This window comes from Psychroserpens citreus (assembly GCF_055686305.1).
The window spans coordinates 3,265,573-3,282,687 of sequence record NZ_CM145999.1; the positions used below are offsets into that span (position 1 = coordinate 3,265,573).

11 protein-coding genes are annotated in these 17,115 nt (G+C 32.6%); 10 read left to right on the top strand and 1 reads right to left on the bottom strand.

The window, feature by feature from the left end:
• Positions 1 to 529: 529 nt before the first annotated feature.
• Positions 530 to 5,059, bottom strand: coding sequence for a T9SS type A sorting domain-containing protein (locus ACTU6T_RS14595; RefSeq protein WP_460218933.1), 4,530 nt, complete (start codon positions 5,057 to 5,059; stop codon positions 530 to 532).
• 475 nt (positions 5,060 to 5,534) lie between these two features.
• Here ACTU6T_RS14595 and ACTU6T_RS14600 point away from each other — a divergent pair, with 475 nt between their 5' ends.
• From ACTU6T_RS14600 to ACTU6T_RS14645, 10 genes are all read left to right on the top strand, one after another.
• Positions 5,535 to 6,731, top strand: a complete 1,197-nt coding sequence (locus tag ACTU6T_RS14600) for a hypothetical protein (protein WP_460218934.1) — start codon at positions 5,535 to 5,537, stop codon at positions 6,729 to 6,731.
• Positions 6,718 to 7,950 carry a lipopolysaccharide biosynthesis protein gene (locus tag ACTU6T_RS14605; RefSeq protein ID WP_460218935.1) on the top strand — a complete coding sequence of 411 codons (1,233 nt, stop codon included), beginning with the start codon at positions 6,718 to 6,720 and terminating at the stop codon, positions 7,948 to 7,950. Before ACTU6T_RS14600 ends, ACTU6T_RS14605 begins: the two co-directional genes overlap by 14 nt.
• Positions 7,943 to 8,953, top strand: a complete 1,011-nt coding sequence (locus ACTU6T_RS14610; protein ID WP_460218936.1) for a polysaccharide biosynthesis protein — start codon at positions 7,943 to 7,945, stop codon at positions 8,951 to 8,953. The genes ACTU6T_RS14605 and ACTU6T_RS14610 overlap by 8 nt, the downstream gene beginning before the upstream one ends.
• On the top strand, positions 8,946 to 9,377 hold the full coding sequence (locus ACTU6T_RS14615) for a WxcM-like domain-containing protein (RefSeq protein ID WP_460218937.1): 432 nt from the start codon (positions 8,946 to 8,948) through the stop codon (positions 9,375 to 9,377). The genes ACTU6T_RS14610 and ACTU6T_RS14615 overlap by 8 nt, the downstream gene beginning before the upstream one ends.
• 4 nt (positions 9,378 to 9,381) lie before the next feature.
• Entirely contained in the window at positions 9,382 to 10,515 is a 1,134-nt protein-coding gene (locus ACTU6T_RS14620; RefSeq protein WP_460218938.1) for a polysaccharide biosynthesis C-terminal domain-containing protein, read from the top strand.
• Positions 10,516 to 10,518: 3 nt separating this feature from the next.
• Positions 10,519 to 11,652, top strand: coding sequence for a non-hydrolyzing UDP-N-acetylglucosamine 2-epimerase (gene wecB / locus ACTU6T_RS14625; RefSeq protein ID WP_460218939.1), 1,134 nt, complete (start codon positions 10,519 to 10,521; stop codon positions 11,650 to 11,652).
• Positions 11,653 to 11,658: 6 nt separating this feature from the next.
• Positions 11,659 to 12,870 carry a glycosyltransferase gene (locus ACTU6T_RS14630; protein ID WP_460218940.1) on the top strand — a complete coding sequence of 404 codons (1,212 nt, stop codon included), beginning with the start codon at positions 11,659 to 11,661 and terminating at the stop codon, positions 12,868 to 12,870.
• A 24-nt stretch (positions 12,871 to 12,894) separates the two neighbouring features.
• Positions 12,895 to 14,052, top strand: a complete 1,158-nt coding sequence (locus tag ACTU6T_RS14635) for a glycosyltransferase (protein ID WP_460218941.1) — start codon at positions 12,895 to 12,897, stop codon at positions 14,050 to 14,052.
• Between the two features lie 5 nt (positions 14,053 to 14,057).
• Positions 14,058 to 15,956, top strand: a complete 1,899-nt coding sequence (gene asnB / locus ACTU6T_RS14640; protein ID WP_460218942.1) for an asparagine synthase (glutamine-hydrolyzing) — start codon at positions 14,058 to 14,060, stop codon at positions 15,954 to 15,956.
• A gap of 81 nt (positions 15,957 to 16,037) precedes the next feature.
• A complete protein-coding gene (locus tag ACTU6T_RS14645; protein WP_460218943.1) occupies positions 16,038 to 17,114 on the top strand; it encodes a glycosyltransferase family 4 protein in 1,077 nt (358 codons plus the stop codon).
• Position 17,115 lies beyond the last annotated feature (1 nt).

Here is a 17,115-nt window from a genome sequence, read left to right on the forward strand (position 1 = left end):
ACACTCTCCATATCGAATTTCATTTAATTGCAGCTCAACTCATACAACTTGAGAATCCAAATAGACTTATTTTACGTTTTATCAAACAAGTATTTGTCAATTTATTGTGTGTTAAAATTCTGACAATACTACTTGATTATGAAACCATTACATTATGATATACGGTTTGATATACGATGAAAGTAAAAAAAAAGATGTTGAACTGTCTTTTTTTTTATTAAACAAATTGTATAACTTAATACTACACACATTTACCTCTCTGATTAATAGGTAATTGAATAAATAAAATTGTGAATAAATTTATCTAAATATCGATGTGAAATTGTGAAAAAGAAGGATGAATTTCGTCGAAATAATCATGCATAAGACATTTCTTACGGCTCAAAATTTATTGTTGAAATAGGACTATATTGATCAACTAAATATCTAAAACATTAGAACAATCTGGGTGTAGTTAAGTAAGGCAAACCACTGTTAGCATTAAGTAGTAACAGTGGTAGACAATAACTAAATTCAAAAATTAATTTCTTTATCTTATCGGTATTTTCTTAATTACACTTGTGTCATCATATAGCAAACGTGCAACATAAATTCCTCTAGAAAAAAGAGTTGTATTGATTTCGCGGGTCATTTCAGATTGATCCTCTAATTCAGATGGATCAAAAAGTTCTGTAAATAATACTTTTCCTGACAAATCATAAATTGTTACACCTTTAGCAGTAACAGATTGTAAGCCATTAATCTTTACTTTTAACACATCAGTAACCGGATCTTGATATAACACGAAACCAAATTCATCGGTATCTTCAGGGTTAACCTCAATTGTATTGCATTGATCAACAAAAACCACAACCGTATCTTCATCACTATCTAAGGCATTATAAACTAATACTGAATACTCAGTATCTGTATCTGGTGACACTTCAATGCTTTGAGTTGTTTCACCTGTATTCCATAAATATTCATCTCCACCTGTTGCAGTTAAGGTTACGGTTTCTTCAGAACAAATAATAATATCCTCTCCAGCATCAGCTTCAACGGTTTCAAAAACGTTTACAACAATTGCTGATGTATCTTCACAATCATTTATAAAACCAGTAACTTCATAAGTTGTTGTTGCAGATGGACTCACCGCAATATTAGGTTGAGTTGCTCCATTGTTCCATAAATAACTATTGGCACCTGTTGCAGAAAGTGTCACGAATTCTCCTTCCAACATCATCACTTCTCCATTATCATTGATGATAACATTCGGGTTTGGATTTACCGAAACCGTAACCTCATCATCATCTTGGTATTCACCTTCAAATACTGTTACTGTATATGTTTGTGTTCCTGTTGGACTTACAGTAATACTTTGTGTTGTTTCACCAGTACTCCATAAATAGGCATCTCCTTCTGATGCTGTTAGTGTAGTAGAATATCCTTGACAAATGGCTTGATCTGCTCCAGCACTTGCTTCAAACTCAAAAGGCTCAACAGTTACAATAACCTCATCTGTAAATTCACAATTATTTGAAATACCAGTAACACTATAAGTTGTAGTACTATTTGGTGATACTGTAATAGAGGCTGTAGTTGCTCCAGTATTCCATATATAGGTTTCAGCTCCTGTAGCTGTTAGTGTCGTGCTTTCTCCTTCAACAATAGTTATATCATTACCAGCATTAGTTAGTGGCAATTCAGTTACAGTTACAATAACACTATCCTCATCAGAAGCCGTTTGTGCTGCATTGAAAGCTGTAACAGTATAAGTTGTAGTAGTATTTGGGTTTACATTAATACTTTGAGTCGTCTGGCCTGTATTCCATAGATAAGTTGTACCTCCAGATGCAGTTAAAGTGGTACTCTCTCCATTGCAAATTGTAACATCTGTGCCTGCATTAGCTGTAACGTTTTCTATGTTAACTGTCACTGTAATATCATCTGTAGATTCGCAATTATTTGAAAAACCAGTAACACTATAAGTTGTGGTGCTATTTGGTGTTACAGTAATAGTGGCTGTTGTAGCTCCATTATTCCATAAATAAGACTCTGCTCCTGTCGCAGTTAAATTGGTACTCTCTCCTTCTGAAATTGTCACATTGCTACCTGCGTCTGTATTAGGTAATTCGTTAACTGTTACTATAACACTGTCTTCATCCGAAGTATTTCCTGAAGAACTAAAAACGGTTACTGTGTATGTTGTAGTGGATGAAGGTGACACATTAATACTTTGAGTCGTCTCTCCTGTATTCCATAGGTAAGTTGTTCCTCCAGATGCAGTTAAAGTAGTGCTCTCTCCATTGCAAATTGTAACATCTGTTCCTGCGTTAGCAATAATAGTTTCCGTTTGAACCACAACTGTGACATTTGCATCTGCTTCACAGCCATTTGAGGTTCCAGTTACATTATAGGTAGTTGTACTATTTGGAGATACAGTAATACTCGCATTAGTTTCGCCAGTACTCCAAAGATATGAATCTGCACCAGTAGCTGTTAATGTTGTTGAATTGCCTTGATCTATTGTTACATTACTCCCAGCATTTACATCTGGTGTTGGGTTAACTGTAACTATAACTTGATCTGTATCAGAACAATTATTCTCAAATACTTCTACAGAAAATGTCGTTGTTTGATTTGGATTTACAATAATACTTTGAGTCGTTTCACCTGTATTCCATAAATAAGTAGATCCACCCGATGCAGTAAGTGTAACTGTATCACCAAAACAAGTACTTACATCTGTACCAGCATCAGCAACTGGCAATTCATTTACGGTAACTACAACACTATCGTCTTCTTGATTTGCGCCAGAAGCACTATATGCCGTTACAGTATATGTTGTCGTTATTGTAGGTGATACACTAATACTTGGTGTCGTTTCTCCTGTGCTCCATAAGTAAGTTGTTCCTCCTGTTGCTGTAAGTGTAGTGGTTTCTCCAATACAAATCTCCGTGTCTGCTCCAGCATTGGCATTGACACTGTCATCTTGCAAAAAAACGGTTACTGTATCTGAGCTTTCGCAATTATTAGTTGTACCAGTCACAGAATATGACGTGCTTAAAGTTGGATTTACCGTAATACTTTGTGTAGTCTCGCCTGTACTCCATAAATATGAATCTGCTCCAGTAGCTGTTAGAGTTGCACTTTCACCTATAAAAATGGTAACATCTTCACCAGCATCAACATTAGGAATTTCATTTACAGTTACGATTACACTATCTGTACTAGTACAATTATTTTGAGTGACTTCAACTGAGTATACTGTTGTAACATTTGGATTTACAGAAATCGATTGTGTCGTTTCACCTGTATTCCAAAGATAAGAAGTTCCTCCTGTAGCCGTTAATGTCACTCCAGTTCCTTGACATATTTCAACATCATCTCCTGCATTAGCAGTAGGTATATCGTTAACAGTAATCGTTATAACGGCTTCTGTTTCACTACCATCAGAATGTGTTCCTGTAACAGTATAATTGTCTGTGATTGATGGTGTGATTGTGATACTTTGAGTTGTAGCTCCATTGTTCCAAACATATGAATCAGCATTAGCTGCTGTTAGAACCACCTCTTCTCCTTCACAAATAGTATCATTTGTGGCATTAGAATTTACAGTAACCTGGCTTCCATTTGTACTAGGTGTATCCACTTCATTCAAGAATTCTTCAATGTTAGTATAACCATCTCCATTTTCATCACCAGAAGCAGAATTAGTAAGTGTATTGTATTTGATAATCTCCCAATCATCAGCCATACCATCATTATCAGTATCATAGCTAGAAGGTCTTGAATTTATAGGTGTACTACTTACAGAATTATGAAAATTAACATAACTTGCTTTACTTGTGATATTAGTTGGTGGATAAGAATACGATTCAGATGTACCATTTACAACATTGGTAACATATGTTTCATCAATAGCATCACGAAATTCACCTGTACTTCCGTCACTATTCAAATATTTACATGCTCCTGAATTTAATGGCACACTTGCGAGTGCTTCTTCGGCAGTCATTATATTTGTTGTTTCTCCTAATAATCCAAAAGGTGTAGATACTTTAAAATCTGTATTTCCATCATCCCATTGATTAGTTCCAGCGTACGCACCACCAGTGACATTAAATCGATGTACATATAAGCTCCAGTCATCTTCATCTTCTGTTAAAAAAGATGGATATACATTACCATCTGAATAAATTCTAATATTAGATCTCTGACTAGAACTTCCTATATCTAACCAATTAACTGACCAATTTGGACTTCTTGGTTCTCCAGTTTTTGTTCCACTTTGATAGTAATTATTTATTTCATTTAATTGCGCATGATCACGTGACGCAACAACCTTCAATCTTGTATACCAATTATGAACTACATTATTAATAACATCAGTCCTTATGGCATTAACATTAGGGAATCTATGACTTATATTATACCATAAATTACTATTTATACTGAAATTAGTTGAATTTGCATTACTACTTTCTCCAGCTAACATTCCTGTAGCGCTCTCTCCAAAAATGCAATTTTGTACAGTAACATCAGATGAACTCCCTCTAAGACTAAAAGCCTCATCTCCACCCCAAGAAACAGAACAATGATCAGCTATAAAATTAGTGCAATTATATGCGTTAAGCGCATCAACATTCCCACTCGAATTATAGTTTGGTCTAAACCTCAAATATCTTACTATAATATTATCTGTATTTTGAAAATGAACAACATTACCAGTAATTGTAATACCTCCTTCTGGTGCCGATTGACCAGCTATTGTTAAATTATCAGCTGTAATATATAAACTACTTGTGAGTTCTATCGTTCCACTTACATCAAATACGATGATTCTGTTTGAACCACTCACAGCATCTCTAAAACTACCTGAACCACTATTATTCAAATTGGTTACATGGTAAACTGTACCACCACGTCCACCTGTAACATTTGCTCCAGCTCCTGTAGCAGTTGGAAAAGCTAACTGAGCTAATGATGGCAAGCTAGAAATTAAAATAAGACAAAATATAAAGTTCTTACATAGTCGTGAAATGCCAAAGGCATAACGTAGGTTTTTTGGGGATTTCATTTGCTATTAAATTTGGGGACTTTAATATTGCGACCAATCTATACAATAATTTCAAATATTAACGTTTAAAGTATTAATTATTCGATAATGTGTATATAATATGAAGTATATTTCCTACTTTTTAATTAAAATAAGTAAAAATTGTAAAAATTTAGTCACTAAAAAAACATTACTTTATGTACGTTAATCGATAAAAAAAGGATTACACCGATTTATTTTTAACATTTTTTTCCTCAATTCTTACAAATAATTACGAAAAATCACACAAATATTTTTAATTACTTTAAGTTGAATAGAATAAAAATTGAGATAGAACAACATTTAGATAATCGTTGAAAATGACAGTTTCATCAAATTTATAGGTTATTCTCATTTCAATTTTACATCTTTGAACCTATTTAATAACCTACTTACAAGCAAATACTTTATATTGAACCAAATCAAATAGCTTATCAAGTCAAAACAATCACACTAATTGAACAACACAGATAACATAAATAAGTTAATTACCTATTTATTCATCATAGGTTTAGCCCTAGGCTTAGTTTTTGTGTATTTTGCTCAAGAACGTCTATACAGTAAATTAACCTCTGGTTCAATTTCGCTAGGGGTAGAAAAGTACTTTAGATCGCTTTCTGTAATATTTATTTTTGTTGCGGTTCTCTTCAGTATATTCCAATCTCGAAAGCAATATTTGCCGAAATTTTTTATTGCTTACTTAATAATTCTCGGTTATATCACCATAAACTACCTCATAACTGGCCCAGGTATAGCAGACGTGACAGGTTTTATGGATACAAAAGGTATAGGGCCGTGGATTTGTTTGGGTTTAATTTTCGTGGGGTTTGATGATAAAAGATATGAAGTTTTTAAAAAATTTCTTCTGGTATCTGTAATTGTAATTTCTGCATATGTTATTTATAGCTTGGTGGTTTCAGGAATTGGATTATATCGTGGCCAGTCTCTTGCTAAGTATCGTGTCTATGCTACAAACCTAGTATGGATATCACCATTTGTATTTCTAATTCTGAAGGATAATAAAAAACTGAGAATTATTCGAATTTTTGCTATTGTCATTGGGATATCTACTGCTTTAATCACATTAACAAGGTCATTTTTATTAATTTTTTTAATGGTGATCATTTTCGATTTCATACATACCAAGAAAAAAACGTTTTATGCGATTGGCGGACTGATTGTAGGTATACTATTTACCTATGTTTTATTAAATACTGAAGCACTGAGTACCTCTTTAGAACTACTGCAACAACGTGGTACAAATGACACGCGCTCAAATCAATTAACTGCATTTTTAAGTCAGGTCAACTTCTATGATTTAATTGTAGGAACTGGTTTTGACTCTAAATGGGATTTTAATGGACGACCTTATCCATATCTTGACAATCAATGGCTTTTACTATTATGGTGGGCTGGACTAATCCCAGCAATGATGTACTTTTATTTGACTGCTATTATTCCATTTAAACTATTTATTAAAAAAGATCAAGACTATGAAACAAGAGTTGAATCTTTTGTTTTAGTGATCTGGACTCTAGCTTGCGCTGGTGTTGCGATTTATTCAACAATGTCTGTTGATTTCTATTTTTTTATTATTTGTGTTATTCAAGGACGTCTTCTATATAAATACAGCAAACGAAGTGAATTTAGATAAAGATATTATAAAGAAGATCGTTACCTTATATGGTTCCACATTTATAGGAATAACCTTAGGTTTTGCCATAAGTGTATTTAATACCAGTGTATTAGGAAAAGAAGCATTTGGAGATTTTAAATTCATTGAAACCGTATTTCGCTTTTTAGCAAGCCTAGTCTCTGTAGGTGTTTTTATTTCCATAACAAGAATGCTAGCCATATCAAAAAGCAAAACCTATACTCATAAACTCATTGGTTTTTTCGTTTTAGCATTACTCATTGCAGGTGCCATAGGAGTCATTTTATTAATCATATTTTCTTTTTTAGAACCTATCTGGTTTTCTGGGAATTTGGGTCCAATGTTCAGGAAATATTCATTTCTAATATTTGCCATTTTAGGGAGCATTGCCATGAGAGAAATTTTAAAAGGCTTAAACAAAATTTATACACTTTCAATATTAAATGCTATTCCTGCACTACTCTATTTAATTATTGCTTATGTATATAATCTAGATAACCCACTCTATCTTGAAGATATATTATTGCTCTTTTATGGTCTACAACTGTTATTTATTATTGTAATCATTTTTAAACTTAAACCAGATTTTAAAATTAAAAAAAATCATATCAAAGATGTAGTTCATGAAAATAACACGAATGGAAAGCCAATATATTTTGGAAGTTTAGCAGGTGTTGCAACAGCTCATATTGTAGGTTTTTCATTATCCTACTATATTGACAATACCCAAGTGGGATTTTTTACATTAGCAATGACTGTCTGCTCTCCATTAATAATGGTTCCATCTGTTTTAGGGACAGTGCTTTTTAAAAAATTTGCAAACTTCGATTATATACCAAAAAAGGTCATATTTTTTTCTATTTTAGCCACTGCTTTTGCGCTAATGATATTTTATGTTTTTATTGAACGCGTTTTTCTATTGTTTTATTCTGAAGACTTTTCACCCGCAATAGATATATCAAAAATATTAATTTTAGGCTTTCTGCTGCATGGTTTTGGAGATCTCATTAATAGATTTTTAGGTGCAAAAGGCAAAGGTAAATTGTTGAGAAATTCTGCATTTATAGTAGGAATTGTTAATGTTTTGGGGTATACTATCTTAGTAAAGTATTATGGTGTTACTGGAGCAATAATTACTAAGATTCTTGCTAGCGGAACTTATCTATTCATGATGTATTATTATTATACCAAATTCATAAAAAAAAATAAATATGTTTAAAGGAAAAACTCTTTTAATTACTGGAGGCACGGGCTCATTTGGTAATGTAGTCTTAAACCGTTTTTTAGATACTGACATTAAAGAAATTCGAATATTCAGTAGAGATGAAAAGAAGCAAGATGACATGAGAAATCGGCTTCAAAATGACAAGGTAAAGTTCTATATTGGCGATGTTAGAGATTTTAATAGTATTGATAGAGCCATGAACGGTGTTGATTATGTATTTCATGCGGCTGCATTGAAACAAGTACCATCATGTGAATTTTTTCCAATTGAAGCTACCAAAACCAATGTTCTAGGAACTCAAAATACGATTGATGCAGCCATCAAAAACAATGTTGGTAAAATAATTTGCTTAAGTACAGATAAAGCTGCTTACCCAATTAATGCTATGGGAATTAGTAAAGCGCTTATGGAAAAGGTTGCCATTGCCGCATCTAGAAATATTTCTGAAAATAGTACTACAGTATGCTTAACTAGATATGGAAACGTGATGGCTTCAAGAGGTTCTGTGATTCCTCTTTTCGTTAAACAAATTAAAGATAATCTGCCGCTCACTATTACTGATCCAAATATGACGCGATTTTTAATGTCATTAGAAGATGCTGTTGATCTTGTGATATTTGCGTTCAAAAATGGAAATCAAGGAGATTTATTTGTAAACAAAGCTCCTGCAAGTTCAATTGGTGATTTAGCCGCTTCTATTCAAGATATCTTCAAGGCAAAAAATGATATAAAAATTATTGGTACAAGACATGGTGAAAAATTATATGAAACCCTTTGTACTCGTGAGGAAATGCAAAAAGCTGAGGATATGGGTGAGTTTTACCGAATCCCTGCTGATAATAGAGATTTGAACTATAATCGTTATTTTTCAGAAGGCGAAAAAGATATTAGTAAAATTGAAGATTATCATTCTCATAATACAACACAATTAACAAAAGAAGCGCTTAAAGACACCCTCATGAATCTGCAATTCATAAAAGATAGTTTAAATGAGTAATGAACACCAAATAATTCAAGGTAATGTATTTACCGATGATAGGGGTGCACTCTCATTTATCAATGAGTTTTCTTTGCAACCCATTGTCCGCTTTTACGAAATTGCACCTAAAGACACCACTATAATTAGAGCTTGGCAAGCACATAAAAAAGAATCCAAATGGTTCTATTGTACGCATGGTTCATTTAAAATAAATTTGGTCAAATTAGACTCCTTTGAAAATCCCTCGGAACAACTAGATGTATTCACCATAGAATTAAATGAAAATAAACCACAAGTTTTATATATCCCAGGAGGCTATGCTAATGGCTTCAAAGCAGTAGCTAAAGGTTCAAAACTTATGGTGTTTTCTAACTTTGATTTAGAAGCATCAAAACATGACGATTATAGATTTGAAACCAATAAATGGTTAAATAAATGGTAAGACTATGATAAAAATTGGAATAACAGGACAGGCAGGTTTTATTGGAAACCACCTTTATACAACCTTAACGCTTGATGACTCAATTGAATTGGTGCCTTTTGAAAGATCGTTTTTTGAAAATGATAAAGCATTAAAAACTTTCGTTTCTAATTGTGAGGTTATTGTTCATTTGGCAGCAATGAATCGACATGAGGACCAACAAGTTATATATAATACAAATATTGATTTGGTAGACAAACTTGTTAAGGCATGTATACAAACAAGTTCTACTCCTCATATTGTATTCTCATCGTCTACTCAAGAATTAAGAGATAATTTATATGGAAAATCAAAAAAAGAAGGAAAGGCTATTTTAGAAAAATGGGCTGTTGAGTCTGGTGGAAAATTTACATCTTTGACTATCCCAAATGTGTTCGGCCCTTTTGGCAAACCAAATTACAACTCATTTGTTGCAACATTCTGTCATAAATTAACCCATGGAGAAACTCCTGAAGTTCATGTAGACTCACAAGTCAATTTAATCTATATCAATGAATTAGTTGCTGCTTTTATTGGTGTTATTAAGGGCACTATAAAAACTGATGCATTTAACACGTCGTGTTACGAATATCTTGTTCCGCATACAAGTTCTAGAAAAGTATCAGAGATTTTGGATCTACTAGTATCATTCAAAACCAATTATTTAGAAAATGGAGTTTTTCCATCTTTAGAAGACACTTTTGAAAAAGCGCTTTTTAATACCTATAGATGTTATGTTCCTGAGGATCATTACCCCGTACTTTTTGAGAAACATACAGATCCAAGAGGGATGTTTGTTGAAATTGCTCGAACCAAAACTAGCGGACAGTTCTCATTTTCAACCACTGTTCCAGGAATTACTCGAGGAAATCATTTCCATACCAGAAAAGCGGAGCGTTTTGCAGTAATTAGCGGAAAGGCATTAATTCAATTGCGAAAAATTGGAACAAATAAAGTAATAGATTATTATTTGGATGGTGAGCATCCTGCTTATGTTGATATGCCAATTTGGTATACACATAATATTAAAAACATAGGAGATACAGAACTTGTTACCTTGTTCTGGATTAACGAGCCGTATAACCCTGAAGATGCAGACACGTATTTTGAAAATGTATAAGTCATGAAAAAATTAAAAATTGTTACCGTTGTAGGAACACGACCAGAAATCATAAGATTATCATGTGTCATATTAGCTTTAGACAAAAATGAAGCCATCGATCATATATTGGTTCATACTGGTCAGAACTATGATTATGAGCTAAATGAAATATTTTTTGAAGATCTTGGATTGCGTAAGCCTGATCATTTTCTCAACGCTGCCAAAGGTTCTGCTACAGAAACTATAGGTCAAATCTTAATTAATATTGATCCAATTCTAGAACAAGAACAACCAGACGCCTTTCTTGTTTTAGGTGATACAAATAGTTGTTTAGCTGCTATCACGGCTAAGAAACGTAAAATCCCTGTTTTTCATATGGAAGCTGGGAATCGATGCTTTGACCAGCGAGTTCCAGAAGAAACCAATAGACGAATTGTAGATCATTTAGCCGATATCAACCTAACTTATAGTGATATTGCTCGTGAATACTTGTTGAGAGAAGGCTTACCTGCTGATAGAGTTATCAAAACTGGAAGTCCAATGTTTGAAGTATTACACAAATACCTTGATCAAATAAAAGAATCTGATGTATTAAATCGTCTCAATCTTGAAAACGGCAAGTATTTTGTAGTATCAGCTCATCGTGAGGAAAATATTAGCAACGAGGTAAACTTTAATGGGCTAATAAATAGTTTAAATGAAATTGCCGATACCTATAAATTTCCAATCATTGTATCAACTCACCCGAGAACTCGTAATATGATTAATGCAAAAGATGTAAAAGTGCGAGATGAAGTAAAATTCATGAAACCCTTGGGCTTTAGTGATTATAACGCTTTACAACGAAATGCTTTTGCTGTTTTGTCTGATAGTGGAACCATTTCGGAAGAGTCTTCAATTTTAAACTTTCCTGCATTAAATATTAGAGAGGCTCATGAGCGCCCAGAAGCCATGGAAGAAGCTTCTGTAATGATGGTAGGACTTAAACCAGAACGTATTTTACAAGGTTTAGCTGCTTTAAAAGTACAGGAAAGAAATCCTGAACGAAATTTTAGAAGGGTTGCCGATTATTCGATGCCTAATGTAAGTGAAAAAGTAGTTCGAATCATTATTTCGTATATCGACTACGTAAATAGAGTGGTTTGGTCTAAATGATAAGAATTGAAGAGGGCAGTTTTTATATATAGTAATTTTAACTTTTCAGTAAAAAATGCTGGAGTTACTCGAATGTTGTATTATGCACAAGCAATCGCAAGTGATGATACTGCTGTATATTTATTAACATGTAGTTCATCACCAATAAATGAACACACATTAATAGAAGTGCACCCAAATGTATTTATTCTAGAAAACAACACCATTACAAAAAGTTTTTTAGGTACCTGTAAATTCATTAAAAACTTATATCAATTTTCTAAGCATGTAGGCAAAAAACAAGGTTACATATTCTATCCTTCACCTTTGGTTTACTTAGAAATTATTGCATTATTTTATTTGAAATTTAGAAAAAAATGCAACGTGTTTTATGAGTTAAATGAGGTAAGGAAATATACGTCTACTTTTCATGACAGCTTAAGTATAAAACGCCCTAAGTATTCGATTAAAAAAATCATTTACAAAACTGTATTTTCTGGTTTGGAAAGTTGCCTCAGATACTATAATGGATTAATTTGTATTTCAACAGCGATTGAAGACTATGGTAAACGATTTAATTCAACAACATTACGAATTCCAATTCTGACCAATCCAAATTTAAACAAAACGTTTTCTAATTCGATTTACAGCCGTAAAAACACGTTCAATATTGGATTTTCTGGGAGTATTCATCCTATCAAAGAGAATTTGTCTAATTTCTTTAAGGTTCTTGGTGAACTTCATAAAAGCGATTACAACTTTACTTTAAATTTATGCGGATATCTCGAAAAAAATCATCAAGAGTTATTAATAGAAAACATTGCCAGTAATTTAGGTATTAAGGATAATATAAAGTACTATGGAAATTTAAATGCAACAGAATTATCGACATTTCTTAATCAACAAGATCTTTTGGTAATTCCGCGTGGTTATACACTTCAAAACAATTATGGTTTTTCTACAAAACTTTCAGACTATCTAGATCATGGAAAACCAATTTTAGTTACAGATGTGAGTGACAACAAACTTTTTATCAAAGATGGCGAAAATGGATTTATTGTCCCAACCGATGACAACGCTAAAATGTTCGAAAAGTTAAAATACATCATAAATCATTACGATAGTTTTTTGATTGACATTCAAACCAAAGCAAATGAAACCTCAAAGAAAAGCTTCTATTACAAAAATTTTAATGCGTCACTTTCAAACTTTATATTTCAACCAAATCATACCGAATAATTTATAATATTCAATAGCCTACAAATGAGCAAAAAAAAAATATGCATATTAACAATTAGTCTTAACATGGGAGGCGCAGAACGTGTCATTAGCTTACTGTTAAAACACTTGGTTCATGATTATGATGTGACCTTAGTATTATTATCTAACGACATCGAATTTGATATTCCTAAACAAGTAAAATTGCATGTTTTGGGTAAATCTAATATTCTCAAGAATAAACCACCTCATAGTAAGCTCAAAAGTACAGTCATGTTTATCTATAAATATTATAAGATTGTAAAACGTGAAAAATTTGATATTGCCATGTCTTTTTTGGCCTTACCCAATATCATAAACAGTATAATTGCTAATCATGTGAGTCATAAAGACACGCATACAGTTATTAGTGAACGTTGTTATCCTTCGGAAATGTACAAACAAGGGACATTTGCTATGAAAATGGCTAAGATTTTCTATCCTATTTTTTATAACCGAAATGATCGTTTATTTTCAAATTCGGTTCATATCAATGAAGATTTGAAGAACAATTTCAAGATTAAGATTCCTATGAACGTGATTTATAACCCTATTGAAATTGATCATCCAAAACCTTTTATAGACACTTATAATAAATCAACTCCTTTTAAGATCATTAATGTGGGGAGTCATTCGTATGCGAAAAACCAAGAACTAATCCTAAATGCCCTGAGAACAATTGAAAACAATGTATCTCTTACTATTTTGGGAACTGGTAATCTTACTCAAGATTTAAAAGACTATATCCTAACACATGATATTAAAAATGATATTGACATGCCTGGAAAAGTCAAGAACGTTAGAGACTATTTATTGAATAGTCATTGTTTTGTTTTATCTTCTATTACCGAAGGGTTTCCAAATGTATTACTTGAAGCTATGTCAATTGGAGTGCCAGTAATTTCTACAAATTGTATGTCTGGACCTCTAGAAATTCTTAATGATAATGAAGCCATTCAAATCGAAGATGGTGAATTTTATCTGGCCAAATACGGTATACTTATCAATGTAAATGATAATATTGCATTAACTAAAGCCATCACGTTTTTTAAGGAGAATGATGAGATACGAAAAAAGTATAGTGATTTAGGTTACAAAAAAGCAAAACAATATGATCTCCCTGAGATTTATAAAGAAGTTAAATTAATATTAGATAACGAATAATAACTATGTGCGGAATTAATGGTGTCATATTCAAATCTGAACAAGAACTTCATACTGTAAAGCAAACGCTTTCAAAAATGAATGACTTGATCATACATCGTGGACCTGACGATGACGGTGTGTATACAAAAAATGGCTCTCAATATGCAGTTGGTATGGGAATGCGACGCTTATCAATTATTGATTTAAGTACAGGCGATCAACCCATGTTTTCTGAAGACAAAAGCATAAGTATCGTTTTTAATGGTGAAATTTATAATTTTCAAATACTTAGACAACAACTAAAAGCACAAGGCATTTCCTTCGATACAACAAGTGATACAGAAGTTATATTAAAGCTTTATGAAACTTATGGAACTGATAGTTTTGCGATGCTTGATGGAATGTTTGGCTTGAGTATTCATGATTATAAGGCTAATAAGCTATATATTGCAAGAGATTTCTTTGGTGAAAAACCATTGTACTATACTAATACCAAAAACAGCTTTTATTGGGCATCAGAATTAAAATCTATTTTTAATTGTCTACCAACAAAACCTGTAATAAGTAAAGATGGTTTGAATTTATATTTCAGACTCACATATATTCCTGCACCTTACACCATTTATGAAGATATACATAAATTGGAAGCAAATAATTACATTGCCTATGATTTAGAAAATTTTAATTTTTCTATTCATCAAATCCATGACACGACTTCAAAAGAAAAATCCACATTATCATTTGACGAAGCTAAGAAAGAAGTCAAAAATCGTGTATTTAAGAGTGTTGAATCTAGATCTGTGTCAGATGTTCCTTTAGGCACCTTCCTTTCTGGAGGTGTAGATTCCTCTGTCGTATCATATTGTTTGTCTGAAATTAGCAATTCTAAAATCGATACCTTTTCAATAGGTTTTGAAAAAGCAACATTTGATGAAACTGATAAATCTAGAGTTGTTGCTAAACAGATTGATAGTAATCACCACGAATTCATTATTAATGAGTCTGATTTAGGGGAAAATATTGACAGTATTCTTCAAAATTTTGATGAACCATTTGCAGATTCATCGTCCCTCCCAACCTATTTAGTATCTAACAAAACAAAATCTTATGTAAAAGTTGCCTTAACAGGAGATGGTGGCGACGAAGTATTTGGAGGTTATAATAAATATTACATTGGAAAATTGAACAGTCGTTATACCAAATTTGTTCCAGAGTTTATTCATAATGGTATAAAATCAATGTCTTCAGCTTCATTAAAACGAAAAGATGATAGTCGAGGATTTAAATACAAGCTCAATAAATTAGTAAATGCAATTGATTATAATGACAGTTATTATTGGGATATCATTTCTTTAGGTTTTGAAACTAATGATATCAATACATTATTGACAGATGACTATCAAAAGCAAAACCTGTTTGATTATTACAAAACTAAAACTGGTATATCTAATCCTAAATCATTGAACGATTTTAGAACTATTGATAGGCATTTAAGTTTAGAAGGCGACATGTTAGTTAAAGTAGACCGAACAAGTATGCTTAATTCATTAGAATGCAGAGCACCCTTCTTAAACAGAGATTTGTTTGAATTTACGATGAGTCTTCCTGAAGATTATCTATTAAAAAAATGGAGTAAAAAACATATCCTAAAAGAAGCATTTAAAGAAGATTTCCCAGAAGGCTTTCTTGAAAAGTCTAAACAAGGATTTGGTGTACCTGTAGGTGACTGGCTAAGGAGTGGCTTAAAGCAAGAACTCTTGAGCTATATTGATAGGTCCTTATTAAAAAGCCAGGCTATTTTCAATGTCGAGCAAATCATAAAACTAGTTAGCAATCATATTAATGGAAAAGAAGATAATACCTTTAAAGTATGGTCTTTTTTCTGTTTTCAGAAATGGTATTCAAAAACATATCTAAGCTAAGCAATTACTTTGAAAAAACTCATACGCATAACAACCGTCCCTTCTTCCTTAAGAACACTCCTAAAAGGCCAGCATCGTTATATGAACCGGTATTATGAAGTTATTGGTGTTTCTGGTGATGGAGATGCTTTGACTGAGGTGAGACAAAATGAAGGCATTGAGACTTATGTGGTTGAAATGACAAGAACCATTACTCCTATTAAAGATCTTAAAGCCACTTACCAGCTTTACAAATTTTTTAAAAAGGAACAACCTTTCATTGTTCATACACACACACCTAAGGCAGGAACACTGGGAATGCTTGCTGCAAAGCTTGCTGGAGTACCACATCGTTTACACACTATTGCTGGCTTGCCCCTTTTAGAAATTTCAGGCTCCAAACGACGACTGCTAGATACCGTAGAAAAATTCACTTATAGTTGTGCAACACAAATTTTACCCAATTCATTTGGATTAAAAGATATTATTCTTCAAAACAAATACACCAAAGCTTCAAAGCTTAAAGTTATTGGTAAAGGAAGTTCTAATGGGATAGATACTAAGCATTACGATAGTGCATTAATCTCTGAGGAACAAAGGAATACCTTAAAACAAGAGCTTGGTATAAAAGACTCAGATATTGTTTTTATTTTTATTGGTAGAATAGTTAAAGACAAAGGTATTAATGAGTTGGTAAAAGCGTTTGATAGTTTATCAAAGAAAGTGTCAGCTAGTAAACTCATACTTGTTGGACCAAAAGAGGATCATTTGGACCCTCTTTTACCGGAAACCGAGGCTTTAATAACATCCAATGCTCAAATTCTCGCTGTTGGGATGCAAAAAGATATTAGGCCGTATGTTACCATTTCGGATGTACTAACATTTCCGAGTTATCGAGAAGGATTCCCTAATGTTGTGCTACAGGCTAGCTGTATGAGCTTACCTTGTATTGTGTCAGACATTAACGGATGTAATGAAGTTATTGAGCATGAACTTAATGGATTGATTATTCCAACAAAAAATGAAATAGCATTGGAAAACGCTATGCAATTTATGATTGATCATCCTGAAAAAAGATTAGCCATGATAGCCCATACTCGTTCTAGGATCATAAAACGTTATGAGCAAGAATATGTATGGAATGAGCTTTTAAAAACCTATAAAAGTTTAGAAGAATGAA

Coding starts and splice junctions, on each gene's coding strand:
- ACTU6T_RS14620 (WP_460218938.1), top strand. CDS start 9,382: ATGATAAAAATTGGAATAACAGGACAGGCAGGTTTTATTGGAAACCAC.
- ACTU6T_RS14645 (WP_460218943.1), top strand. CDS start 16,038: ATGAACCGGTATTATGAAGTTATTGGTGTTTCTGGTGATGGAGATGCT.
- ACTU6T_RS14615 (WP_460218937.1), top strand. CDS start 8,946: ATGAGTAATGAACACCAAATAATTCAAGGTAATGTATTTACCGATGAT.
- ACTU6T_RS14595 (WP_460218933.1), bottom strand. CDS start 5,059: ATGAAATCCCCAAAAAACCTACGTTATGCCTTTGGCATTTCACGACTA.
- asnB (WP_460218942.1), top strand. CDS start 14,058: ATGTGCGGAATTAATGGTGTCATATTCAAATCTGAACAAGAACTTCAT.
- ACTU6T_RS14610 (WP_460218936.1), top strand. CDS start 7,943: ATGTTTAAAGGAAAAACTCTTTTAATTACTGGAGGCACGGGCTCATTT.
- wecB (WP_460218939.1), top strand. CDS start 10,519: ATGAAAAAATTAAAAATTGTTACCGTTGTAGGAACACGACCAGAAATC.
- ACTU6T_RS14635 (WP_460218941.1), top strand. CDS start 12,895: ATGAGCAAAAAAAAAATATGCATATTAACAATTAGTCTTAACATGGGA.